The 24458-nt window shown below is 37.8% G+C and carries 21 protein-coding genes and 1 CRISPR repeat array; of the genes, 17 read left to right on the plus strand and 4 right to left on the minus strand.

Annotated elements, in window-relative coordinates; translation table 11 throughout:
* Positions 1 to 35: 35 nt before the first annotated feature.
* The 5 genes from AB1I62_RS02815 to AB1I62_RS02835 all read left to right on the plus strand — a co-directional run bounded on the left by AB1I62_RS02815 (position 36) and on the right by AB1I62_RS02835 (position 5437).
* Complete coding sequence (locus AB1I62_RS02815; protein ID WP_002355476.1) at positions 36 to 881, plus strand: VOC family protein; 846 nt, start codon at positions 36 to 38, stop codon at positions 879 to 881.
* Between the two features lie 129 nt (positions 882 to 1010).
* Complete coding sequence (locus AB1I62_RS02820; RefSeq protein ID WP_010825014.1) at positions 1011 to 1772, plus strand: DeoR/GlpR family DNA-binding transcription regulator; 762 nt, start codon at positions 1011 to 1013, stop codon at positions 1770 to 1772.
* 12 nt (positions 1773 to 1784) lie between these two features.
* A complete protein-coding gene (locus AB1I62_RS02825; protein ID WP_104859411.1) occupies positions 1785 to 3185 on the plus strand; it encodes an aminopeptidase P family protein in 1401 nt (466 codons plus the stop codon).
* 86 nt (positions 3186 to 3271) lie between these two features.
* Complete coding sequence (locus AB1I62_RS02830; protein ID WP_104859412.1) at positions 3272 to 3922, plus strand: uracil-DNA glycosylase; 651 nt, start codon at positions 3272 to 3274, stop codon at positions 3920 to 3922.
* 174 nt (positions 3923 to 4096) lie between these two features.
* Complete coding sequence (locus tag AB1I62_RS02835; protein ID WP_010777402.1) at positions 4097 to 5437, plus strand: MATE family efflux transporter; 1341 nt, start codon at positions 4097 to 4099, stop codon at positions 5435 to 5437.
* A 24-nt stretch (positions 5438 to 5461) separates the two neighbouring features.
* Here AB1I62_RS02835 and AB1I62_RS02840 read toward each other — a convergent pair whose 3' ends face one another.
* A complete protein-coding gene (locus tag AB1I62_RS02840) occupies positions 5462 to 7288 on the minus strand; it encodes a M3 family oligoendopeptidase (RefSeq protein ID WP_174104881.1) in 1827 nt (608 codons plus the stop codon).
* 127 nt (positions 7289 to 7415) lie between these two features.
* Between AB1I62_RS02840 and AB1I62_RS02845 the strand changes: the two genes are divergently transcribed.
* From AB1I62_RS02845 to AB1I62_RS02855, 3 genes are all read left to right on the plus strand, one after another.
* Complete coding sequence (locus AB1I62_RS02845; RefSeq protein ID WP_002366143.1) at positions 7416 to 7925, plus strand: VanZ family protein; 510 nt, start codon at positions 7416 to 7418, stop codon at positions 7923 to 7925.
* Between the two features lie 130 nt (positions 7926 to 8055).
* The gene (locus tag AB1I62_RS02850; RefSeq protein ID WP_048737397.1) at positions 8056 to 8784 is read left to right on the plus strand and encodes a YebC/PmpR family DNA-binding transcriptional regulator; all 729 of its coding nucleotides are present in this window, start codon (positions 8056 to 8058) and stop codon (positions 8782 to 8784) included.
* A gap of 52 nt (positions 8785 to 8836) precedes the next feature.
* Positions 8837 to 9307 carry a C-GCAxxG-C-C family protein gene (locus AB1I62_RS02855; RefSeq protein ID WP_025189908.1) on the plus strand — a complete coding sequence of 157 codons (471 nt, stop codon included), beginning with the start codon at positions 8837 to 8839 and terminating at the stop codon, positions 9305 to 9307.
* Positions 9308 to 9382: 75 nt separating this feature from the next.
* On the opposite strand, the gene AB1I62_RS02860 is transcribed toward AB1I62_RS02855, so the two are convergent.
* Positions 9383 to 9556, minus strand: coding sequence for a hypothetical protein (locus tag AB1I62_RS02860; RefSeq protein WP_002355495.1), 174 nt, complete (start codon positions 9554 to 9556; stop codon positions 9383 to 9385).
* A gap of 112 nt (positions 9557 to 9668) precedes the next feature.
* The gene (locus AB1I62_RS02865; RefSeq protein ID WP_048737395.1) at positions 9669 to 10643 is read right to left on the minus strand and encodes a ring-cleaving dioxygenase; all 975 of its coding nucleotides are present in this window, start codon (positions 10641 to 10643) and stop codon (positions 9669 to 9671) included.
* A 30-nt stretch (positions 10644 to 10673) separates the two neighbouring features.
* Between AB1I62_RS02865 and AB1I62_RS02870 the strand changes: the two genes are divergently transcribed.
* Positions 10674 to 11246 (plus strand): alpha/beta hydrolase, encoded by a 573-nt coding sequence (locus AB1I62_RS02870; protein ID WP_002358653.1) that lies wholly within the window; start codon positions 10674 to 10676, stop codon positions 11244 to 11246.
* A gap of 65 nt (positions 11247 to 11311) precedes the next feature.
* Here the strand turns inward: AB1I62_RS02870 and AB1I62_RS02875 are convergent, their stop codons facing one another.
* Positions 11312 to 12838: a UDP-N-acetylmuramoyl-L-alanyl-D-glutamate--L-lysine ligase gene (locus AB1I62_RS02875; protein WP_082153297.1), complete on the minus strand. Its 1527-nt coding sequence runs from the start codon at positions 12836 to 12838 to the stop codon at positions 11312 to 11314.
* A 203-nt stretch (positions 12839 to 13041) separates the two neighbouring features.
* Between AB1I62_RS02875 and AB1I62_RS02880 the strand changes: the two genes are divergently transcribed.
* From AB1I62_RS02880 to csn2, 8 genes are all read left to right on the plus strand, one after another.
* A complete protein-coding gene (locus AB1I62_RS02880) occupies positions 13042 to 14691 on the plus strand; it encodes a polysaccharide biosynthesis protein (RefSeq protein ID WP_002364837.1) in 1650 nt (549 codons plus the stop codon).
* Positions 14692 to 14799: 108 nt separating this feature from the next.
* Positions 14800 to 15534: a pseudouridine synthase gene (locus tag AB1I62_RS02885; RefSeq protein ID WP_048737392.1), complete on the plus strand. Its 735-nt coding sequence runs from the start codon at positions 14800 to 14802 to the stop codon at positions 15532 to 15534.
* Positions 15535 to 15667: 133 nt separating this feature from the next.
* Complete coding sequence (gene pepV, locus AB1I62_RS02890; RefSeq protein ID WP_002358655.1) at positions 15668 to 17083, plus strand: dipeptidase PepV; 1416 nt, start codon at positions 15668 to 15670, stop codon at positions 17081 to 17083.
* 143 nt (positions 17084 to 17226) lie between these two features.
* Positions 17227 to 17460 (plus strand): hypothetical protein, encoded by a 234-nt coding sequence (locus AB1I62_RS02895; RefSeq protein WP_002355504.1) that lies wholly within the window; start codon positions 17227 to 17229, stop codon positions 17458 to 17460.
* Positions 17461 to 17932: 472 nt separating this feature from the next.
* Positions 17933 to 21946 carry a type II CRISPR RNA-guided endonuclease Cas9 gene (cas9, locus tag AB1I62_RS02900; RefSeq protein ID WP_104859258.1) on the plus strand — a complete coding sequence of 1338 codons (4014 nt, stop codon included), beginning with the start codon at positions 17933 to 17935 and terminating at the stop codon, positions 21944 to 21946.
* Entirely contained in the window at positions 21947 to 22813 is an 867-nt protein-coding gene (gene cas1, locus AB1I62_RS02905; RefSeq protein ID WP_104859259.1) for a type II CRISPR-associated endonuclease Cas1, read from the plus strand.
* Positions 22810 to 23139, plus strand: coding sequence for a CRISPR-associated endonuclease Cas2 (cas2, locus tag AB1I62_RS02910; protein WP_002364833.1), 330 nt, complete (start codon positions 22810 to 22812; stop codon positions 23137 to 23139). The genes cas1 and cas2 overlap by 4 nt, the downstream gene beginning before the upstream one ends.
* Positions 23140 to 23799, plus strand: a complete 660-nt coding sequence (gene csn2 / locus AB1I62_RS02915; protein ID WP_048737387.1) for a type II-A CRISPR-associated protein Csn2 — start codon at positions 23140 to 23142, stop codon at positions 23797 to 23799.
* Between the two features lie 93 nt (positions 23800 to 23892).
* Positions 23893 to 24258: direct repeats of the CRISPR family, unit length 36 nt; unit sequence GTTTTAGAGTCATGTTGTTTAGAATGGTACCAAAAC.
* The last annotated feature ends 200 nt before the right edge of the window (positions 24259 to 24458 follow it).

The following is a 24458-nucleotide window of genomic DNA, read 5'->3' on the forward strand; positions in this document are numbered from 1 at the left end:
CTTTAGTAAAATGAAGAGGAGAGGAGTGAAAGCAAATGGTTCAAGCATTACCAAGTAATATTGGGATTCAACAAGTCACTTTGAAAGTGGCTGATTTAGATAAAATGGTAAACTTTTATACGAAAACAATTGGCTTAAAACTTTTAAAACAAGGAGAGGGACGTGCTTGGCTAGCGCCACAAGGCACCAACGATGCAATTCTTGTCTTAAAAGAACTAACAGCAGGGGAAGAAAATCAGGGTACCACTGGCTTGTACCATATTGCTTTCCTGCTACCAACCCGCAAAGATTTAGGCAATATGTTGCTGTGGCTTTTGCAGGAAAATGTGCAAATTGGCGCAGCAGATCATGGCTATAGTGAAGCCCTTTACTTAAGTGATCCAGAAAATAATGGCATCGAAATTTATTGGGATAAACCAGAAGAAGTCTGGGATATTCGTCCAAATGGTGAAATTATCGGTGTGACAGAAGAATTAGACGGTGATAGTTTAGCTGCAGAAGCTGACGGTCACTGGCTAGGAATTTCCGAAGGTTCTAAAATTGGGCACATTCATTTGAAAGTGGCCGATTTAGATACCACTGAAACGTTCTATAAAAATTTAGGGTTTGGCTTAAAGTCTAACTTTGGTCAACAAGCGAAGTTTTTTGCAGCGGGTCAGTACCATCATCATATTGGGACAAATACATGGAGCGGCAAACAGCTGCCAACGATTCAAGAAAATCAATTTGGCTTAGAAAATTACACCTTCCGTTTACCAACTGCGGCAGATTTAGAGATCGTCCAAGCCAATGCGGAAGAAGCAAAGTTACATTTTATTGCCAAAGATCATTTACTTGCGTTAGAAGATCCTAGCGGCATGATTATTCAATTTACCTATTAAAACCACTCTCAAACTAGCCCTTCGTTAGAAAATGAAGGACTAGTTTTTTTGTCTTTTTTTGCATTGTTTTGCATTTTTTTGCAAAATAATGCAAAAGATGCTATCTTTACTTAGAAGAGGTGAGGAAGCATGTTGATTGAAGAACGTTTAGCCAAGATTCAAAAAATAGTGAATGAACAAAAAAGTATTTCCATGGAAGCGTTAGCGGAGCAAGTCTCCGTTTCAAAAGATACTATTCGGCGAGATTTAATTCGTTTAGAAAAGGAAGGACATTTAAAGAGAACGCACGGTGGCGCTATCTCAGTGCAGTCTGAAGCAACTATTTACGATTATGCTCAACGAATAGTGAAGCATCCAGAGAAAAAACAAGCGATTGCCCAAAAAGTTTGGGCAAATATTCCCAAACAAGCGTCCATTTTTTTTGATTCATCAACCACGGTGGAAGCAGCTATTCGAGCGATGGAAAATAGTCCGATTCACGCGATCACGAACTCTCTCAGTCATGCGCTACTTCTAGCGCAAATGGATCAGACAAAAATTACAGTATTACCTGGGCAACTGCATAAACAACAACTCTTTTTGTTTGGGGCAGAAACAGTCGCTAAGGTTGGGGAATTTGCCCCCGACTATACATTATTAGGTGTGTTTGCGTTATCTGAACAAGGATTATTTATTCACACAGAAGAAGAAGGTCAAGTCAAACGGCGAATGATTCAACAAGGCAAACAAGTCATTGCCTTAGCAGACCAAACGAAATTAAACAAAACGGGTTTATTTAAAATTTGCGAATTAACAGAAATTGATTGTTTAGTGACAGATGCACGACCTGATGAAAAATTCTGTGAGCAGTTAGCGCAAGCAGGCGTAACGTTGATTGTCGCAGATGAATAATGGAGGATAATAATGAAGCGAAAAATTAATTATACACATATTGCTGAACCTACTGTTTTTGAGAATGTTTTTCCAACGTATTTGACGAATGAAACGATGATGGCGCGTAAGCAGAAAGTATTACAACGAATGGAAACAGAAAAATTCGATCAATTGGTCTTCTATGCAGACAAAGAGCATGGCAGTAATTTTGAATACTTAACTGGCTTTATTCCAAGGTTTGAAGAAGGACTTCTTGTGTTAAATAAGGATGGTATGGCGACACTTATTTTAGGCAATGAAAATTTAAAACTGTGCCAACATGCCCGCATCTCAGCCGATTTAATTCATTATCCAGCTTTTTCGCTACCGAATCAACCAATGGCTGGGGAACAAAAGTTGTCGCAGATTTTTGAAACGCTTCTCGATGAAACTGCTCAAAAAATAGGTATCGTTGGGTGGAAAATGTTTACGACACAACAGCAAGAACCTGCTACTATGTTTGATGTGCCATATTTTATTGTCGAAGCACTGAAAAAAGCGCTGCCGAAAGAAGCTCGTTTACTAAATGGGACCCACTTATTGATTGGAGCAAAGGGGGCCCGCACAACAAATAATGCCAACGAATTGGCGCACTATGAATATGGGGCGAATTTGGCTTCTCGCAGTATGTTAAAGGCCTTAAATGCAATTGAAGTAGGACAGCGTGAAACGGACATTGGGGCTTTGTTAAATGATGAAGGTCAAACGCCGACGGTAGTAACCATTGCGGCAACTGGTCAACGTTTTGAATATGCAAACATGTATCCGACTGCCAAAGAAATTCAGTTAGGTGATGCCTTATCATTAACTACAGGCTACAAAGGCGGCTTGTCTAGCCGAACAGGTTTTGTTATTGAAAACGAGCAGCAATTGCCAGAAGCGCAACGTGATTATTTAGAGCGCGTAGCAAAACCCTATTTTCAAGCTGTCGTTCACTGGCTTGAAACCATTCGAATCGGACTATTAGGACGAGAAATGTACCAAGCAATTGAAGAACAGTTACCAAAAGAAATCTATCACTGGCATTTGAATCCTGGGCATTTAGTTTCGGATGATGAATGGATGTCGTCGCCTATTTATCCAGATTCAGCCATTCGTTTGGAAAGTGGCATGCTCTTTCAAGTGGATATTATTCCTTCTGTACCTGGTTATACAGGGGTGAGTGCAGAAGAATGTGTGGCTTTGGCTGATGAAACACTGCAAAAAGAGATTCAGCAAACTTATCCAGACATGTGGCAACGGATTGCGACACGCAAAGCCTATTTAAAGGAGACATTGAAGATTGACTTACCATCGGAGGTTTTACCAATGTCTAATTTAGTTGGTTACTTACGGCCTTTTTATCTAGCTAAAGACAAAGCTTTGTGTGTAGAAAAACCAGCTCCTAAATGAGTAGGCTCCTTTTTTGAGTTTCTTTTGGGCCTTATTTATAATCAATATAGCGAAGGAAGAACACCAGAAGAGAGGCGTGATGGTAAATGCACTATCCTGAACATCTGAAAAAAGCAGTTTTAGCTAAAGCGAAAGACTTACCATTAGAAGGTTTTGTGGAAGGGCAAGGCCCGCAACAGCCAAAAGTGATGCTGATTGGGGAAGCCCCTGGAAAAGAAGAAATTAAAGAAAATGTGCCATTTATTGGTCGTTCAGGTCAATTGTTGATGGAACAATTACAACAAGTTGGCTTAAGTCGTGAAACGGTGTATATCACCAGTGCGGTTAGGAGTCGGCCTTTTTCTGTAAAAACGAAGCAGATTGCAAAAACGGGAGAAAGAGTAACCAAATTTCCTAATCGAACGCCAACCAAAGAAGAAATCAAAATTTTTGCGCCTTTGCTTGATTGGGAAATCGCTGTTTGCCAACCTGAACTAATTTTGACACTGGGGAATATTGGGTTGCAACGACTTTTAGGACCAAAGCCAACAATCACTGCAGTGCACGGAACGGTCATTCAGTCGCCCATTCAAACATTTGGTGAGCAATCACAAAACTATCATTGGACGCAGAAAACCTATCAAATCATTCCACTCTTCCATCCAGCGGCTGTCTTTTATAATTATCGTTTAAAAGAAGTCGTGAAAGAAGATTGGCAAGTGGTTCAAAAACAACTGCAACTGCTTAAGAAAGTTTAAAATGAGAAAAATAAAAGGATGGTTGTTTTTTCGAAGAGAGAATGCTAACCTAGAAGTATCAATAAATAGACAGATTATTTAATCGCTGGGTTGAATAATTGAAGGATTCTGATTTTTGCGTAAGCCTTGAAGCAAAAAGAATGAGTCCTTTTTTTGTTAGAAGGAGATTTGGGTATGGAGCAAACACAGCAAAACCATTTTACTGCGTTGTTTTATAAAAATGTTCTGTTAGGAATTTTAAGTATGGCGGCGCAATCAATTTTTATTTTGGCGGACACATTTTTCATTGCAAATGGGATCGGCACCGAGGCGTTGGCGGGGCTTAACATTGTCTTACCACTCGTTAATATTATTAATGGATTAGGTTGGATGTTTGGCGTTGGCGGCGCTACGTTGTTTTCGACCACGGTTGCGCAAAAAGAAATCAAAAAAGCCAATCAGTATTTTAGTTTAACGATTGGGTTAGTTTTCGTTATAGGAAGTCTCTTTACTTTAGCGAGTTTGATTTTTTCCGATCAAATTATTCGGGGACTTCAGGGGACCGGTGTCTTGTTTGGTTTGGCAAAGGAATATTATATGATTTACCTTAGCTGTTCATTATTATTTATTTTAAACAATTGCCTGATTACTTTTTTAAGAAATGACCATAATCCTCGTTTGGCAACGATTGCTTTTGTCAGTGGGGGAATTGTCAACATTATTTTGGATTATGTCTTTATTTATCAATTTGGGTGGGGTATGGCAGGTGCGGCCATTGCAACGGTGATGTCACCGTTAACAAGCTTAATCCTGATTACGTTGCATAAGTGGTCGCCGCAACGAGTTTTACGTTTTGAAAAGTTTAAAGTGAAATTTCAGGATGTTCGAGAAATTATGTCGATTGGTTTTTCTTCCTTTTTAAATGAATTTTCTTCGGCCTTTGTCATGTTTTTATTTAATATTGTTTTGTTAAACTTAGTTGGTCATGTGGCGATTTCAGCTTATGCGATTGTTGCCAATCTCAATATTATTGTGATTGCCATTTTTACAGGGATTGGGCAAGGGGCGCAACCATTACTCAGCCGATACTATGGTTTAGGGGAAACGAAGGTGTTGCGTAAATTTGTTAAACTTAGCTTTATTACGTACTTGGTCGCCGGCTTCCTGTTCTTTTTAATCAGTCAAGTGTTTACGGGACAAATTATTGAGGTCTTTAATAGCGAAGGGAACGACCAGTTGGCGCAAATTGCTAGGACAGCCATCCGCTTATATGCGATTTCCTTCTTGTTTACAGGATTGAATTTTATGGGGATTTATTACTTTTCGGCAGTTCGTAAACCGAAAATGGCGCTAATGATTTCCTCTTTGCGTGGGTTCTTTTTAATTGTGCCAGTTTTATTTATTTTGGTGAAATTACTAGGATTAACCGGTGTTTGGTTAGCCATGCCAGTAGTTGAATTTGTTACGTTTGGACTAATGCTTGTGGGCTACTTTGCGTATCGAAACTATTTGAAAAAAAGAGAAGCAGTAACCTGATGTTGGTTACTGTTTCTTTTTTGCTTAGTTTACATAGTTTTCAGTTAAAGTCATGAATTGTTCCACATCTTTTAGGACTTGATCAATGCCGGCCTGCCAGAAATCAGGTTTTGTTAAGTCAACATTTAAATGTTTTTTTGCTAATTCTTCGCTTGTCATCGAAGCAGTGTCTCTTAATAACGCAATGTATTGGTCTTCAAAAGAGCTGCCTTGTTGATTGGCATACGCATAGATACCCATGCTGAATAGATAGCCAAAAGTATATGGGAAATTATAGAAAGGCACATCATCAATAAAGAAGTGCAATTTGCTCGCCCAGAAATGAGGATGATAACTGCCAAGACTATCTTTGTAGCTTTCTTTTTGCGCCGCTAACATTAATTCAGTAATATCTTCTTCCGCTACTAAACCTTTTTGGCGCGCTTGATAAAAATTATTTTCAAAGATAAAACGCGCATGAATGTTCATAAACATGGCAATGGCATTTTGCATTTTTGTGTCTAAAAGGTTAATCTTTTCAACGTCTGATTTGGCCTCTTTTAAGGTGGCGTCAGCAACAATCAATTCTGCAAAGGTACTAGCTGTTTCTGCTACGTTCATGGCATACTCTCGATTCAATGAAGGTAAATCCCACATCACGCTACTATGGAAAGCGTGACCTAATTCATGGGCTAAAGTAGCTACTTCGTTGATTGAATTGCCAAAGGTCATGAAAATCCGCGACTCTTGTGTTTCAGGTAATTCTGTACAATAACCCCCAGGACGTTTGCCTGGACGATCTTCAGCTTCAATCCAACTTTTTTCAAAAGCCATTTGGGCAAAATTAGCCATTTTCGGACTGAATTTACGGAAATTTTCTAAAATAAAGGCAGCGGCTTGATCAAAGGAATACGTTTTTTCTTCTAAATTACCTAAAATAATTGGTGCATCTTGGTCTTGCCAATCCATTTTTTCTTTGCCGAATAATTGCGCTTTGCGCGTTAGAAAGTCGACGAATGGTTGTTTATTTTTTTGGATGGTTTCCCACATAACCGTTAATGTTTCTTGACTCATTCGATTATAGTTTAAGGGATTTTCTAAATAATCTGTAGTGCCATGCAATTTGTAATCAGATAAACGGAACCCATCTAAGTGATTTAGGGTATCTGCTAAAATTGAAGCTTTGCCACTCCAAGCTTTCTCCCAAGCTGTAAACAAACGTTGACGAACCTCTTTGTCAGGATCTCCCATCATGCGGTTAAAGGCTTGGCCTGCAGATAGTTCTGTCACAGAGCCATCTTTTTCTTCAAAAGGAATCACAATGGAAGCAACAATCGTATCGTAATGTGTACTCCAAGCATTTAACCCATCTAGAGAAAGCGTATTGATGATATTTTCTTCTTGTTCGGAAAGCAGTTTTTTTCCATCACGGCGTAATTCATTTAAGCGAAAAGCCATTGTTTTGAACGGTTCTTCGGCTAACAGGGCTTGCCAATGTTCTGCTGAAATCTCGGTGATTTTTTTAGTAAAAATGGTTTCAGCTAATTGAATCGCTGGCAACAGATTGTATAAATCGCCTGATAAAATTTTGGCCTTGGTATCATTAGTATTAGCAGAAATTAAAGCAGTTAAAAAACTATTACATTGTGAAAAGCCATTTGAGATTTTCCCTTGTAACGTTAAGATTTCAGCAAATTGTTCTTTGCCTTGGGCACTTTCTGGTGTCCATTCTGTGATTAATTGATGGTACTCTTTTGTCTGTTCGGTTAATTGAGTCATTCGTTGGCTAAGTTCTTTGGACTCGCTCCCATTGGGGAAAATACTGTCTAAATCCCATGTAATAGAATAGGTCATATCCAATCCTTCTTTCATTTTTTTCTTTTCAGTATATCATAAGACCTAAGAGAAGTTGTTTCTTTTTCCCTCGAAACCGACTATAATAAAAAAGAATTTTCCGTGGCAGGCACGGGGTAACTTGAAACCAAGAAAAGAGGATTATATGAAAAATTATTTGAAAGATAGTAATTTATATTTAGTCATTGCGTTTGTTATTATGGCCATTTTATTTTTCAGTTCATCACAGACGTATGAACAGCAATCACAAGTTGGTCTTTTAGATAAACTTCTGAGCAGTCATCCTTTTGAAGAACAATTAAAAAACATTTCTTTTCAATATGCTGGCAGTGAAGTGAGCATTCAAGCTAGTGGTTATAGTAAATTTGTTGAATTTTTTATTCGTAAGGGAGCCCATTTTGGTACGTATTTTCTATTAGGTGGTAGTTGGTTCATTGGATTAGTGCCAAGAATCAAAGGTCTGTTTTTAACAGCTGTTGTTTCCTGGCTAGCTGCTACTGGCTATGCAGGTTTAGATGAATTTCATCAAATGATCACAGGCGGAAGGACCCCTCTTTTTCAAGATGTTATGTTGGATGCCATGGGTGCTTTGACAGCCATCGTTATTTGTTTGGTGGTTCATGGTTTGAAGAAAAATAAAAAAAGAAGACGCTAATTTAGAAGAGCTTCGTTTATTCGTCAGAAAGATGGATAAGCGAGGGTCTTTTTTTGGTAGCGCTTGTTCCTAACTGAAAAGAAGAGTAGAATAAAGGAGAATAGTAACGAAAAGTCAGGAGGAATCAAGGATGTCAGGACACAGCAAATGGAGCAACATTCAAGGGCGTAAAAATGCGCAAGATGCCAAACGTGGGAAAATTTTCCAAAAAGTTTCAAGGGAAATCTATATGGCGACAAAAGCAGGTGGCCCTGACCCCGCAATGAATCCTGCTTTACGTTTAGCAGTCGATAAAGCTAAGTCAGCCAATATGCCCAATGATAATATTGCGCGCGCCATAAAAAAAGCCAGTAGTGCTGGTGAAGGGGAACATTATGACGAGGTAACTTATGAAGGATACGGGCCAGGTGGCGTGGCAGTTTTAGTTCATGCACTAACAGATAACCGCAACCGAACGGCCACCAATGTTCGCGTCGCGTTTACTCGAAATGGTGGCTCTTTAGGTGAAACGGGTTCGGTGAATTATATGTTTGATCGTAAAGGCTATATTGTCATTAAGAGAGAAGATCATGCAATTGAGGAAGACGACATGCTAGAAGTCGTTTTGGAAGCAGGCGGCGAGGATTTAGAAACATCACCAGAAGTATTTGAAATTTACACAGCACCAGAAGATTTTACAGCGGTTCGCGATGCTTTAGAACAAGCAGGTTATTCATTAGCACAAGCTGAATTAACAATGGTTCCGCAAACCTTACTAACCTTGAACGAGGAACAAAAAGCGCAATTAGAGCGCTTGGTTGACAAGTTAGAAGACGATGATGATGTGTCAGAAGTATTTACCTCTGCAGAAAATCTATAAAATAAAGGGATGCTTGGCGTCCTTTTATTCATAAAATGAAAGCGGATACAGAATGGAGGGCATTTTGAAAAAGAGAATTTGTTTACAAGCAATCAGGGAAGAAGCGGAAGCCTATTATCGTAACGGTGATTTTTATTGCTCGGAAGCGATTGTGGCGACCATTCGGCAACACTTTGATGCGGAGATTCCCATTGAAGCTGTGGCCATGGCTTCTGGGTTTCCTGTAGGTGTTGGAGGAGCGAAGTGTATTTGTGGTGCTCTTTCAGGCGGGGTTATGTGTCTGGGCTACTTTTTTGGTCGGACAGAAGCCAAAGGAGAACAAGTAAATAAAACGATGACTTTAGCCAACGAATTGCATCAAAGTTTTCGACAAAAGCATCGAGTGGTTTGCTGCAGTATTTTGACAAGTAAAATGACGATGGGCTCACCTGAGCATATGGAACAATGCATTGGCTTTACTGGAGAAATCGCTGAAACAACCGCAAAAATTATTGCACGAGAACTTGCTTACGAATTAGTCTAGTAAAAAATGAGAGAGGAGCAACCAGATTCATTCACCTGAATCTGGTTGCTCCTCTCTCATTTAATGCGTAATCAATTAACCAAGTACTTTTTCATAAGCTTCCACTTGAGATAAGACACGTTGGAGCTGTAATTCATTTTCAATATAGTTGATTGAATTACCTAAATCTTCTTGGCGGTTTGTTTCTAAACGATCGACTTCTTTTTTTGCTTCGTTCAATAAGTGTAGAACTTCTTCCTTAGATAACATGTACTCACCTCCTTGCGCAGTTCATCTACTATTAGTGTACTCCTTTTTTTCAAAAAAGGGCAATAATAGGATATTAAAAAACAAAAATAGCGGTTAGGACCGCTATTTTTGTTTACTCATGGCGTTGTTGTGCTAAAATCGCTTCGATTCGTTCTCTTTGATCTGCCAAAAAGTGAGGCAAATAAAGGGGGATTTCATCAAAGTTTGGACTTTGATTTTCGTAGGCTTCGGCATCTAGCAGGCCTTTTTGTGTGGCTACTTCAAATAACAAGTGGTTCGGTTCTCTAAAATACAATGATTTGAAAAATTCACGGTCTTTAATCCCTGAGTTTGTAAAATTCTTTTCATCCAACAGGCTGTCAACTTGCGTTAATTCTTGCGTATCTTCCACCCCAAAGGCGACGTGATGAACGCCACCAATTCCTTCAATGGCAAGCGGATTGGTACGGTCATCAATGATGTGTACCTCTTGATAAAACTGTGGATGATGATTTTCCAGAACGGTTACTTCATGCGCAGTTTCAAAAAAAGGTACTGTTTCTTTTTCATGCCAATGTAAATAATCCACTAAAGGTTGTTTGGTAGCTGCGGCATATTGGACGCGTAATTGAATTGCATCAATGCCTAAAATTGCATGTTCTACTGGAATTTCAGAATGCTCAGCTGGAAAATAATCTTCCGCATTTTCAAATTCACGTAACGGAACAAGCGCCATTTGCGTATTATCGGGCGCTTCAAAACGCAAAATTGGGTGTTGGTTAAATGTTTCCACACCATAGTGGCAGATACCCGCTTGCTCAAGACGTTCTGCCCAAAAATCCAAAGAGGCGCGCGTTGGTACTTTTAAAATAGTTCGTTCAATTGTATTTGTACCAAAGGATTGATCTTGGCCATCATTCAATTCAAAAAAAGTTAATTCGGTACCTGTTCGTTGCTCATTATCTGAGAAAAACAAGTGATACATGGTGTGGTCATCTTGGTTGATCGTTTTCATTAGTAATTTTAATCCCAGTGTATTATGATAGAAGTCAAATGTAGGCTTTATCAATCGATTTAAAATAGAGATGTGATGAATTTGTGCATACATAGTAAAATTCCTTTCTTGGAGGTTTATTAAATGAAACAATTTTTTCAAAAAGGGTCGAAACCTAATCAATTAGTTGTTGCTTTCCATGGTACTGGTGGCAATGAATATCAATTATTAACCACCATCGCAACCCTTTATCCAGAAGCGAGTGTTCTAAGTTACTTAGGGACAGAAGGTGTAGGCGAACAGCGACGCTTTTTTGCGCCATTAGTCAATGGAGCATTACCTCGTGCTAACTTTGATGAGCGAGTGACGGCGTTTCTAGAAGAAGTTTGGCAACCGCAAAAGTTATACGATGAAGTTATTTTTATAGGGTACTCTAACGGTGCCAATTTTATTTTAGGCCTGTTAGAAAAGAACCCGACTATTGCTAACACTGTTATTTTACTGCATCCAAGCAATTTAGGCTATCAATATGTATCTGGTGAGTTTGCGACAAAAGTGATTGTCACAACAGGGGCTCAGGATGAGTTGAGTATTCCGGGACAAGTTCTTTCTTTAGCTAACCAATTAAAGAAACATTTTCCAGTCGACTTTTTACTAGTGGATGGCGGTCATGGCTTATCAGAAGAAGAAGTAACGAAAATAAAAGAAGTTCTTTAAAAAACAAGCTGCAACCTTTGCTGATAAGTGGTTGCAGCTTGTTTTTTTATGTGTGTTTAAATAATTTAGTTCTTTTTATTAATGAAAGCTTCCGCAAGGGCAAAGTCTCCTGCGTAAGGTTCATCTACGCCGTTTACTTTTTGATAAAGGTCGGCGCCTTTACCAGCTAAGACAATCGCATCATCAGCCGTTGTGCTTAAAGATAATGCGTGAGCAATTGCTTCGCCACGATCTAAAACGGTGTAAACAGGCATTTCTTTGGTAATATGGGCTTGGATTTCTTGGCAAATTTTTGCTGGATTTTCACTGGCTGGGTCATCGGTTGTTAGGACTGCAACATCAGCCAATTCAGAAAGAACCGTACCAAAGTCTTTGCGGCGAGAAATCGCTTTGTCTCCCGTGCTACCGACAAGAACGATTAAGCGGCCGTCAGGATGTTCTTCACGGACAAAGGTTAAAAGATTCTTCAAACTGTCATAATTATGAGCGTAATCAACATAGACGGTTGCACCGTTGGTATTCGTTAAAGATTCCATCCGGCCAGGGACGGTGGTTGCTGCGATTCCTTGTTGACACTCTTCTTTTGAAGCTCCCACAAGGACACTAGCAATCGCCGCACTTAACGCATTACCTTTGTTAAAATCACCACCTAAACGAAGGTGATAAGAGCCGGCCAATCCTAACGCATCTGCAGGACTTTCAACGATAAAACGTAAGGAATCCTCTGAAGAAACAGCGAATGAATAGTCTACTTCTGGAGCCGGCTGACTGCCATAGACAATGGCTGGGACTTTTTGCTGTTGTGCAGTTTCTTTAAGTAATGGAAAATAATCAGCTTCGTGATTCAACACAATGACTTTAGAATGTGTAATCAATTGACGTTTGCAATAAAAGTAATCGTCAAAGGTTGGATGTTCAATTGGACTGATATGGTCGGGGGTAATGTTTAAAAAAATGCCGACATCAAAAAATAACTTGTAGACACGATTAGTTTTGTAGGCTTGGGAAGAAACTTCCATAATAAAATGAGTCATCCCGTTAGCAACAGCGGTTGCCATCATTCGATACAAGTCCAAAGATTCGGGTGTAGTCAATGCAGATTTAAAGAATGTTTTGCCATCTAATGTCGAATTCATGGTAGAAAGCAAGGCTGTTTTTTGTTGTGTAGCAACATCTAAGATATATTTGGTGAAATAAGCCGCTGTTGTTTTACCTTTGGTTCCAGTAAAACCAATCAGTTTTAATTTATTTTGTGGATAATCATAAAAAGCCATGCTTAACACAGCCATTGCTTTTTTTATGTCAGTCACGATAATTCCTAGTTGTGCCGGAACCTCATAAGGCACCTCAGAAACATAGATTTCTAGGCCGTCTTTTACAGCATTTTCTAAATAGATTTCTTTAAAGTTTAATCCTTTACAAAAAAAGAGTGTTTCTGCTGTTACGTCTCTCGAATCGTAAGAAAGAGCCGTTACTTCTCGTTGACCTAACGTGTCGGAAAGAGTCAAGTGCCAGCCTTCTGGTGAAATAAATTCTTTTAATAAATCTTCTTTTTCTAAGCAATCGCGAATTGCGAATAATGAAATCGTCACTTTTTTTGCCTCCAAACGTTTCAACGAAATTTCAAAACTGATGTCATTATAGCATTATTTTTCTTTTAAAAAAACCATCTCGTTAGCGTGAGAAAATCCATGAGAAATGTTAAAATAGGATAATTCTTCGAGAAAGTCGTTGCATATCCCAAGATGAACAATTAAAATAAAGAAAGCATACTCAAAGAATATTGGAGGACAAAATGATCAATCAACCAAATTCAGTTGATCAACCAATCCTGACGAACCAAGAAAAAATGGTCAAAGGCTCAGCTTGGATGACAGCTAGTAATATTATCTCCCGCATGTTAGGGGCGATTTACATCATCCCCTGGTACGCTTGGATGGGCGAGCACGGAAACGAAGCGAACAGTTTGTTTTCAATGGGGTATACGATTTATGCCTTATTCCTAATGATCTCTACCGCCGGAATTCCAGGTGCGATTGCCAAGCAGACCTCGCATTATAATTCATTGAACGAATATAAAATTAGTCGACAGCTTTTTTATCGTGCCTTACAACTAATGGGTGGCTTAGGTGTGGTTTTTGCTATTGTGATGTATTTGGCATCTCCGGCATTAGCAGCTTTGTCTGGCGGAGGTCCTGAATTAGTTCCAACAATGCGTTCATTAAGTTTAGCCGTTTTAGTTTTCCCAAGCATGAGTGTCATTCGCGGTTATTTCCAAGGAAATCAAGAAATGATGCCCTTTGCTTTATCACAAATTGTTGAACAAGTAGCACGAGTTTTTTACATGTTATTAACTGCTTTTATTATCATGAAAGTCTTTGAAGGTAATTACGTTACAGCGGTGACCCAAGCCACTTTTGCGGCATTTATTGGGATGCTCGCAAGTTTTGCGGTTTTAGGTTATTACATGTACAAACAAAAACCATTATTTGATTATTTAGAAGAACACAGCGCCAATGAACATGAAATTGCTCCAAAAGAGTTATTGATTGAAACTTTTAAAGAGGCGATTCCTTTTATTGTAGTCGGCTCAGGGGTGACTGTCTTTAAACTTGTCGATCAGTTTACTTTCTCAAACTTTATGCGTTTGTTTACGGATTATTCAGATACCCAATTACGAGAGCTTTTCGGTATTTTTAATGCCAATCCGGACAAATTAACCATGATTGTCGTGGCTTTAGCGACTTCGATTTCGGCTACTGGATTACCGTTGATTACAGAAGCGGTCACCTTAAAAAATCACCGTGAGTTAGCGCGTTTGATTAGTAATAATTTACAACTTTTTGTGTTTGTAATGTTGCCAGCAACGTTCGGTATGATTGTTTTAGCGCAACCACTATACACTGTTTTTTACATGCCAGATGCTTTAGGTACTTCTTTATTAGTGCAAGCTTGTTACGCTAGTTTATTCTTGGGCTTGTATATGTTAGTGTCAAATATGTTGATGGGGATGTATGAAAATCGTGACGCAATGCGTTATTTAGGAATTGGTTTAGCAGTGAAATTAATCGTGCAATTCCCCGCAATCCGTTTATTTGAAGTTTACGGTCCGTTATTAGCAACGATGATTGGCTTTACGGTTTCTTGCGTATTGATTCTAAGAAGAATTCGTCAAGTGACACGTTTTAATTACAAATTAACCTTACGGCGAACATTGTTAATGTTCTGTATTACAGTCATCATGATGATTATCGCTTTGATTTTCCGTCAGTTCTTGTATCTATTTTTAGATCCAACTAGACGTTTCCAAGCCTTCATTATCGTTGTAATTGTGGCTGCTGCAGGAGGCGCTTTTTATGGCTATTCGGTCTTGAAGATTCGCTTAGCTGATCGTTTATTAGGGAAAAATGCCGCAAAATTACGTGCAAAATTCAATATTAAATAATAGCTGATTGAACTCCTTTCAGCAGATTCTCTTAAGAGACAAGGCTTGAGACATCGATCGATTCGATTTATGTCCCAAGCTATTTTTTTAAAGGAAAGAGGAATGACGATGCGTTTAGATAAATTTTTAGCCGATGTTGGTATCGGTAGTCGTAAAGAAATCAAACAATTGTTAAAGAAAAAAGTCGTTACGGTGAATGGTGACGTCGTAAAAGAAGCCAAAACACAAGTAAATGAAGAAACAGATCAAATTGCCTTGATGGGAGAAATTCTTACGTATCAAAAATTCTTTTATTACATGTTGCATAAACCACAAGGTGTCATTTCTGCGACGGAAGATCAGCGAGATGAAACGGTAATTGACTTGTTAACTGATCAGGATTACCGTGCCGACTTGTTCCCAGTTGGTCGCTTGGATAAAGATACTGAAGGCTTGCTTCTATTAACAAATGATGGCCAGTTAGCGCATCAATTATTATCACCCAAAAAGCATGTGGATAAAGAATATTTAGCTGAAGTTGAGGGACTTGTGACAGCGGAAGATTGTCAACTGTTTGCGCAAGGATTTGCCTTGAAAGATGAAGAAATGGTTAAACCAAGTCGTTTAGTCATTGAGACGATCAATGAGGAAGAAGGGACTTCCGTAGTCCGTTTAGTGATTCAAGAGGGAAAATTCCATCAAGTCAAACGGATGTTAGCCACTGTAGGCAAACCTGTGACGTATTTAAAACGATTACGAATGGGCGAACTATGGTTGGATGAAACGTTAGAACTAGGGGAATATCGGCCCTTAACAGAAACCGAATTGCAACAACTACAACCTAAACAATCATACCTCAATTAAAATAAACAAAAACCCAGCCCTTTCTGCGGAAAAGATAAAAAATTTCTCGAAAAATAGTGTCGGGTTTCTTTCTTTTTCTGCATAAAATGGTATGATTGACTATGTAGAACTTTATGAATAGGAGTGACAACAAATGACAATTGATTGGACAAAAGAAGTCGAAGCACGTAAAGACGACTTATTAGAAGATTTACAAAACTTATTACGGATCAACAGTGAACGTGATGATGCACAAGCAACACCTGAAGCGCCCTTTGGACCTGGACCAGTTGCTGGCTTAAAACACATGTTAGCTTATGGTGAACGTGATGGCTTTACGGTGAAAAATGTCGACAATTACGCTGGACATATTGAATATGGCGAAGGCGACGAAACATTAGGAATTTTTGGTCATATGGACGTTGTTCCTGCTGGTGATGGTTGGGAAACAGATCCTTATGAACCAGTCATTAAAGATGGCAAAATTTATGCACGTGGCGCGAGCGATGATAAAGGCCCAAGTATGGCTGCTTATTACGCAATGAAAATTATCAAAGAATTAGGCTTACCCGTGTCTAAAAAAATCCGTTTCGTAGTAGGAAGTGACGAAGAAAGCGGCTGGGGCGATATGGATTACTATTTCCAACATGAAGAAGCGCCAGACTTTGGTTTCTCACCAGATGCTGAGTTCCCAATTATCAATGGGGAAAAAGGAAATGTGACTATTCGTTTAACTTTCCGAGGCGGTAACGGCGCTGATTATAAATTAGAAAGCTTCAAATCTGGTTTACGTGAAAACATGGTTCCGGGAACAGCAGATGCTGTTGTAACGGCTGCTTCAGCAGACGAAGCGGCTTCACTAGCTGCTAGCTTTGAAACATTCATCAAACAAGAAGCAAAAATTTCAGGTAACGCAGAACTTTCAGATAAAACAGTGACTTTCCATGTAGTTGGTAAAGGTGCTCACGGTGCTAGCCCACAATCTGGAATTAACGCAGCGACTTTCTTGGCAACTTTCTTAAATGATTACAGCTTTGCAGAAGGCGCATACAGCTTTATTAATACCATTGCTGAATTTATCCATGAAGATTTTTATGGCGAAAAATTAGGTGTGGCTTTTGAAGACGAAAAAATGGGTAAATTGACAATGAACGCTGGGATTGTTAACTTTGATCCAGAAAATCCTGAAAATAGCTTAGTAACATTAAACTTCCGCTATCCAAAAGGAACTTCAGCAGAAGAATTACAAGCAAAAGTTCAAGCAACAGTCGGTGAAACGGTCACTGCAACACAAGGAGATCGCAACCAAGAACCGCATTATGTACCAGTTGATGATCCATTGGTGGCAACGTTACTACAAGTTTATGAAGACCATACAGGCGAAAAAGGCCAAGAACAAATCATTGGTGGCGGTACTTATGGCCGCTTATTAAAACGTGGTGTTGCCTATGGCGCAATGTTCCCTGGCTACACAGACACAATGCACCAAGCCAACGAATTTATGGAATTAGATGACTTATTCCGAGCAGCTGCTATTTATGCAGATGCGATTTATCGTTTAGCGAAGTAAAGTAAAAAAGCTGTTTTCGATTTTCGAAAACAGCTTTTTTTGCAATTTTTGCCTTTTAAAAACCCAAAATCAGAACCGTCAATTTACTGAAAATTTCTTGCAAGTCAACGGATCCCACGATACGATAAATAGGAGAAAACGCAATGAGTGAAACACTTATTGTTAACTATTTAATCAAAGGACGTGTGAAAATGAACGTAGAAGAATTAGTTCAAAAAGCAAAAGATTTAATTGGAGAAGGTAACGTGGAACATGCGCAACAATTCATTGAAGAACATAAAGATGAATTAGGCGAACACTATCATAAAATTACAGCGATGTTAGCTGATACAACGACCGATGGTTTGTTTGATAAAATTAAAGGATTGTTTCAATAGTCGTAATTAAAAAGGCAAAACACAGTTAACCACGCACTGTGTTTTGCCTTTTTTGCCATGTAAAGTTTGACAACATCAACAAATAGTAAAAGATATTACCATACAATAAATATAGATTCGTTATTTTAAGGAAAGTAAAGAAATTAAGGTAAGAGATTCTTAAATAGATAATGTTATTTTTGTTATGTATATAATTCTATTAGTTTGCAAAAACTATAAATACCCCTTTTTTTAAGAAAATAAGAATGGTAAACTTTAAGTAGCGGTATTCAGTTTGATTAATTTGAAAGCGATTACTTTCTGGTTGTAAAAAAAAAAAGCGCCGAAACAGCGCCACTTTACAGTTGATTACGGTTAAAACCTTATTTTAACTTGCTATGTTGTTTAGAATAGTCCCAAAAGAACTTAACTAAATTATAGCATAGAATAAAAATCATTCAAGTAGTAATTTAAAAAAAGGAGTGGAAATAAAATGAAGAAAGACTACGTTATTGGTCTGGATATAGGGACTAATTCTGTCGGCTGGGCAGTTATGACAGAAGACTATCAGTTGGTGAAGAAAAAAATGCCTATTTATGGAAACACTGAAAAAAAGAAAATCAAGAAAAATTTTTGGGGTGTGCGTTTATTTGAAGAAGGGCATACAGCCGAAGATCGCCGATTAAAAAGAACGGCACGACGAAGAATTAGTCGTCGACGGAATCGTTTACGCTACTTACAAGCTTTTTTTGAAGAAGCGATGACAGCTTTGGATGAAAACTTTTTTGCTCGTTTACAAGAGAGTTTTTTAGTGCCTGAAGATAAGAAGTGGCACAGACATCCGATTTTTGCTAAGTTGGAAGATGAAGTAGCTTACCATGAAACGTATCCGACAATCTACCATTTACGCAAAAAATTAGCAGATTCATCTGAGCAAGCAGATTTACGACTAATTTATTTGGCGTTGGCACATATTGTCAAATATCGTGGACATTTTTTAATTGAAGGGAAATTAAGTACAGAAAATATTTCTGTTAAAGAACAATTTCAACAATTTATGATCATTTATAACCAGACCTTTGTGAATGGAGAGGGTCGCTTAGTTAGTTCGCCTTTACCTGAATCTGTCTTGATTGAGGAAGAGTTGACTGAAAAAGCTTCTCGGACTAAAAAATCTGAAAAAGTCTTACAACAATTTCCTCAAGAAAAAGCTAATGGCTTATTTGGTCAGTTCTTAAAGCTAATGGTAGGGAATAAAGCTGACTTTAAAAAAGTTTTTGGTTTGGAAGAAGAAGCCAAAATAACCTACGCTAGTGAAAGCTATGAAGAAGATTTAGAAGGCATTTTAGCAAAGGTTGGGGATGAATATAGTGACGTGTTTTTAGCTGCTAAAAATGTGTACGATGCAGTTGAATTATCAACGATTTTAGCAGATTCGGATAAAAAAAGTCACGCGAAATTATCTTCTAGCATGATTGTCCGTTTTACAGAACATCAAGAAGATTTAAAAAATTTCAAACGATTTATTCGTGAAAATTGTCCAGACGAATATGATAATCTCTTTAAAAATGAACAGAAAGACGGCTATGCAGGCTACATTGCACACGCAGGTAAGGTTTCACAGCTTAAATTTTACCAGTATGTTAAGAAAATCATTCAAGATATTGCTGGAGCAGAATATTTTTTAGAAAAAATTGCTCAAGAAAACTTTTTAAGAAAGCAACGGACCTTTGATAATGGGGTGATTCCTCATCAAATTCATTTGGCTGAGTTACAAGCAATCATTCATCGTCAAGCGGCCTATTATCCATTTTTAAAAGAAAATCAAGAAAAAATTGAACAACTGGTTACATTTCGAATTCCTTATTATGTCGGACCATTATCAAAAGGAGATGAAAGTACCTTCGCTTGGTTAAAACGTCAAAGTGAGGAACCAATTCGTCCTTGGAACCTTCAAGAAACCGTTGATTTGGACCAATCAGCGACAGCCTTTATTGAACGAATGACCAATTTTGATACGTATTTACCTTCTGAAAAAGTTTTACCGAAACATAGTTTATTATATGAAAAGTTTATGGTATTTAATGAATTGACCAAGATTTCTTATACGGATGATCGAGGAATCAAAGCCAATTTTTCAGGTAAGGAAAAAGAAAAAATCTTTGATTATCTGTTTAAGACGCGTCGAAAAGTTAAGAAAAAGGATATCATTCAATTCTATCGAAACGAATATAATACGGAGATTGTCACGCTTAGTGGACTTGAAGAAGACCAATTTAATGCTAGTTTTAGCACGTATCAGGATTTACTGAAATGTGGTTTGACAAGAGCAGAATTAGACCACCCAGATAATGCCGAAAAATTGGAAGATATCATAAAAATTTTAACTATTTTTGAAGATCGGCAACGAATTCGGACGCAACTTTCCACATTCAAAGGGCAGTTCTCAGCAGAAGTACTAAAAAAATTAGAACGCAAGCACTACACTGGCTGGGGAAGATTGTCGAAGAAATTAATCAATGGTATCTACGATAAAGAATCGGGTAAAACAATTTTGGGCTATTTAATTAAAGATGACGGGGTCTCAAAACACTATAATCGCAATTTTATGCAACTGATTAATGATTCACAATTATCTTTTAAAAATGCTATTCAAAAAGCACAGTCCAGTGAACATGAAGAAACATTAAGTGAAACTGTCAATGAATTAGCTGGTAGTCCAGCAATAAAAAAAGGAATTTATCAAAGTTTAAAAATTGTCGATGAACTAGTCGCGATTATGGGTTATGCGCCTAAGCGGATTGTTGTCGAAATGGCACGTGAAAATCAAACGACTAGCACTGGCAAGAGAAGATCCATCCAACGCTTGAAAATAGTTGAAAAAGCAATGGCCGAAATCGGCAGCAATTTATTAAAAGAACAACCAACGACTAATGAAAAGTTACGAGATACCCGTCTTTTCCTTTACTATATGCAAAATGGTAAAGATATGTACACGGGAGATGAATTATCGCTTCATCGTTTATCTCACTATGATATTGATCATATTATCCCACAAAGCTTTATGAAAGACGATTCATTGGATAACCTAGTTTTAGTGGGCTCTACTGAAAATCGAGGGAAATCCGATGATGTACCTAGCAAGGAAGTTGTTAAGGATATGAAAGCTTATTGGGAGAAATTATATGCTGCTGGCTTAATTAGTCAACGGAAATTCCAACGTCTGACCAAGGGGGAGCAAGGTGGCTTGACTCTCGAAGACAAAGCGCATTTTATCCAACGGCAATTAGTAGAAACTCGTCAAATTACTAAAAATGTTGCGGGAATCCTAAATCAACGCTACAATGCTAATTCAAAAGAGAAAAAAGTTCAAATCATCACCTTGAAAGCTAGTTTAACGAGCCAAGTTCGTTCGATTTTTGGCTTGTATAAAGTCCGTGAAGTGAATGATTATCACCATGGACAAGATGCTTATTTAAACTGTGTGGTCGCAACCACGTTATTAAAAGTTTATCCTAATTTAGCACCAGAATTTGTTTACGGAGAATATCCTAAGTTCCAGACCTTTAAAGAAAATAAAGCCACGGCGAAGGCTATAATTTATACAAATTTGCTGCGCTTTTTCACGGAAGATGAACCACGGTTCATGAAGGATGGCGAAATTCTTTGGAGTAACAGTTATTTAAAAACTATCAAAAAAGAATTAAATTACCATCAAATGAATATTGTCAAAAAAGTAGAAGTGCAAAAAGGCGGTTTTTCAAAAGAGTCGATTAAACCCAAAGGACCATCGAATAAATTGATTCCTGTCAAAAATGGTTTGGATCCCCAAAAATATGGCGGTTTTGATAGTCCTGTAGTTGCTTATACAGTGTTATTCACGCATGAAAAAGGTAAAAAACCTCTTATTAAACAGGAGATACTGGGCATTACGATTATGGAAAAAACAAGGTTTGAACAAAATCCTATTCTTTTTTTAGAGGAGAAAGGCTTCTTGCGGCCTCGTGTATTAATGAAATTGCCTAAGTATACACTGTATGAATTTCCAGAGGGGCGCCGGCGCTTATTAGCCAGCGCTAAAGAAGCGCAAAAAGGGAACCAGATGGTTTTACCTGAACATTTACTTACATTACTGTACCATGCGAAACAATGTTTGTTACCAAATCAATCAGAAAGTTTGGCTTATGTAGAACAACATCAACCAGAATTTCAAGAGATTTTAGAGAGAGTGGTTGACTTTGCTGAAGTGCATACATTAGCCAAGTCAAAAGTCCAGCAAATTGTGAAACTTTTTGAAGCAAATCAAACAGCAGATGTGAAAGAGATTGCGGCATCCTTTATCCAACTTATGCAGTTTAATGCGATGGGCGCACCAAGTACATTTAAATTTTTCCAAAAAGACATTGAGCGAGCACGCTACACGTCAATCAAAGAAATTTTTGATGCCACTATCATTTACCAATCGCCTACGGGCCTGTATGAAACACGCAGAAAGGTTGTCGACTAGATGGGCTGGCGAACGGTAGTGGTTAACAAGCATTCAAAATTATCCTATAAAAACAATCATCTTGTTTTTAAAGCAATTGATCACCAAGAATTAATTCATTTGTCTGAGATTGATGTTTTGTTGTTGGAAACAACGGACATTTCGTTAACCACGATGCTATTAAAACGATTAATTGATGAAAAAATATTAGTGTTATTTTGCGATGATAAGCGTTTACCAATTGGTAAAATTTTGCCCTTTTATGGACGGCATGATAGTAGCTTGCAATTGACACGCCAGTTGGCTTGGACGGAAGAACGAAAAGGTCAAGTTTGGACAGCGATCATTGCACAAAAAATCACCAATCAGAGTTTACACTTAGCGCAACGAGACTATAGCCAAAAGGCTGCTGCTTTGTTAGCTATGCGCGCTGAATTACGTCTGTTTGATCCAGCCAATCGAGAAGGTCATGCAGCTCGAAGTTACTTTAATACTCTCTTCGGCAATGATTTTAAACGTGAACAAGAAAATGACATTAATGCTGGTTTAAATTATGGTTATACGTTGTTATTAAGTATTTTTGCTCGAGAGTTAGTCCAGACAGGTTGTTTTACACAACTAGGACTAAAACATGCCAACCAATTTAATGACTTTAACTTAGCAAGTGATCTTATGGAGCCTTTTCGTCCATTGGTAGATCAAATCATTTATGAGAATAGAAAAGAAGCATTTCCGATAATGAAACGTAAGTTATTTGCTTTGTTTATGAATACGTATATGTACAAGAAAAAACAAATGTTTTTAACCAATATTGCTACCGATTATACAAAACATGTAGTAAAAGTTCTGAATCAAGAGGAGGAAGGAGTTCCAGAGTTTGGGATATGAGTTATCGATATATGCGTCTATTATTAATGTTTGATATGCCAACGGACACAGCCAGTGACCGGAAAGCGTATCGGAAGTTCCGGAAATTTTTGATTAATGAAGGATTTATTATGCATCAATTTTCGGTTTACAGCAAAATTTTGTTGAATGATACTGCTAATAAAGCAATGTTGGCTCGCTTAAAGCAGAATAATCCGCAAAGAGGACTAATTACACTATTAAATGTAACAGAAAAACAATTTTCTCGAATGATTTATTTGCATGGAGAACAAGACAATCGAGTTGCTAATTCAGATGAACGGATTGTCTTTTTAGGAGAAGAATAGATGAGAGTTAATTTTTCTTTATTGGAAGAACCCATTGAAATTGAAAAAGCCACCTTTTTAACGATTAAAGACGTTCAAACCTTTGCCCATCTAGTGAAGTTAATTTATCAATATGATGGGGAAAATGAGTTAAAACTATTTGATGCGCAACAAAAAGGGCTGAAACCAACGGAATTATTTGTTGTTACGGATATTTTAGGCTATGACGTTAATTCGGCTGCCACGCTGAAATTAATCTATGGGGATTTAGAAGCACAATTAAATGATAAACCAGAAGTCAAATCAATGATTGAGAAGTTAACTGGAACAATTAGTCAATTAATTGGCTATGAATTGTTGGAACATGAAATGGATTTGGAAGAAGATGGCATCACTGTGCAGGAACTTTTCAAAGCTCTTGGAATCAAAATCGAAACAACGAGTGATACGATTTTTGAAAAAGTTATGGAAATTACACAATTACATCGTTATTTATCAAAGAAAAAATTATTGATTTTTATTAATGCGTGTACGTATTTGACAGAGGATGAAGTGCAACAAGTGGTAGAATATATCTCTTTAAATAATGTGGATGTCTTGTTTTTAGAACAAAGGGTGGTCCAGAACAGATTCCAATATATTTTGGACGAAAACTTTTATTTGAGTTATGAAAAAGCTTAAATTGTTATTGATTAGTGGTTCATTCTAAACTGAAATCTAGCTATGGATAAGTGATGCGAGTACGGAACTTTGGAGAAAAAATAATTCTCCGAGGTTTTAGAGTCATGTTGTTTAGAATGGTACCAAAACGGTGGTGGCACTGGTTTTACCGGATCTTCGGTTTTAGAGTCATGTTGTTTAGAATGGTACCAAAACCTTTTGACACGGAAGGGCTTCAAAAATTTTGTTTTAGAGTCATGTTGTTTAGAATGGTACCAAAACCAATCCTGTCACAATCGCCGTTGCAAAGGCGTTTTAGAGTCATGTTGTTTAGAATGGTACCAAAACAAAGAAACAAGACTTCACGCCAAACTCAGTGTTTTAGAGTCATGTTGTTTAGAATGGTACCAAAACGCTATGGTGCCAGACGAGGTGGCATTTAGTGTTTTAGAGTCATGTTGTTTAGTTTTCGCAGATACGATATGATTGATGTAAAAATATCGTTAATATGTATAAATATGGTTATTATATAAAAAATATAATTAATAAATTGAAGCTTTGCTAGAGCAAGTGATGCGATTACGAAATTATTTAATTTTAGAGTCACGTTATTTATTACTTTACGAATAGAGAATACGATTATCTATAAATCAAGAACTAATCCCCAATTTATTGAAAAT

Source organism: Enterococcus sp. AN402 (genome assembly GCF_040719405.1).
Taxonomy (GTDB): domain Bacteria; phylum Bacillota; class Bacilli; order Lactobacillales; family Enterococcaceae; genus Enterococcus; species Enterococcus faecalis.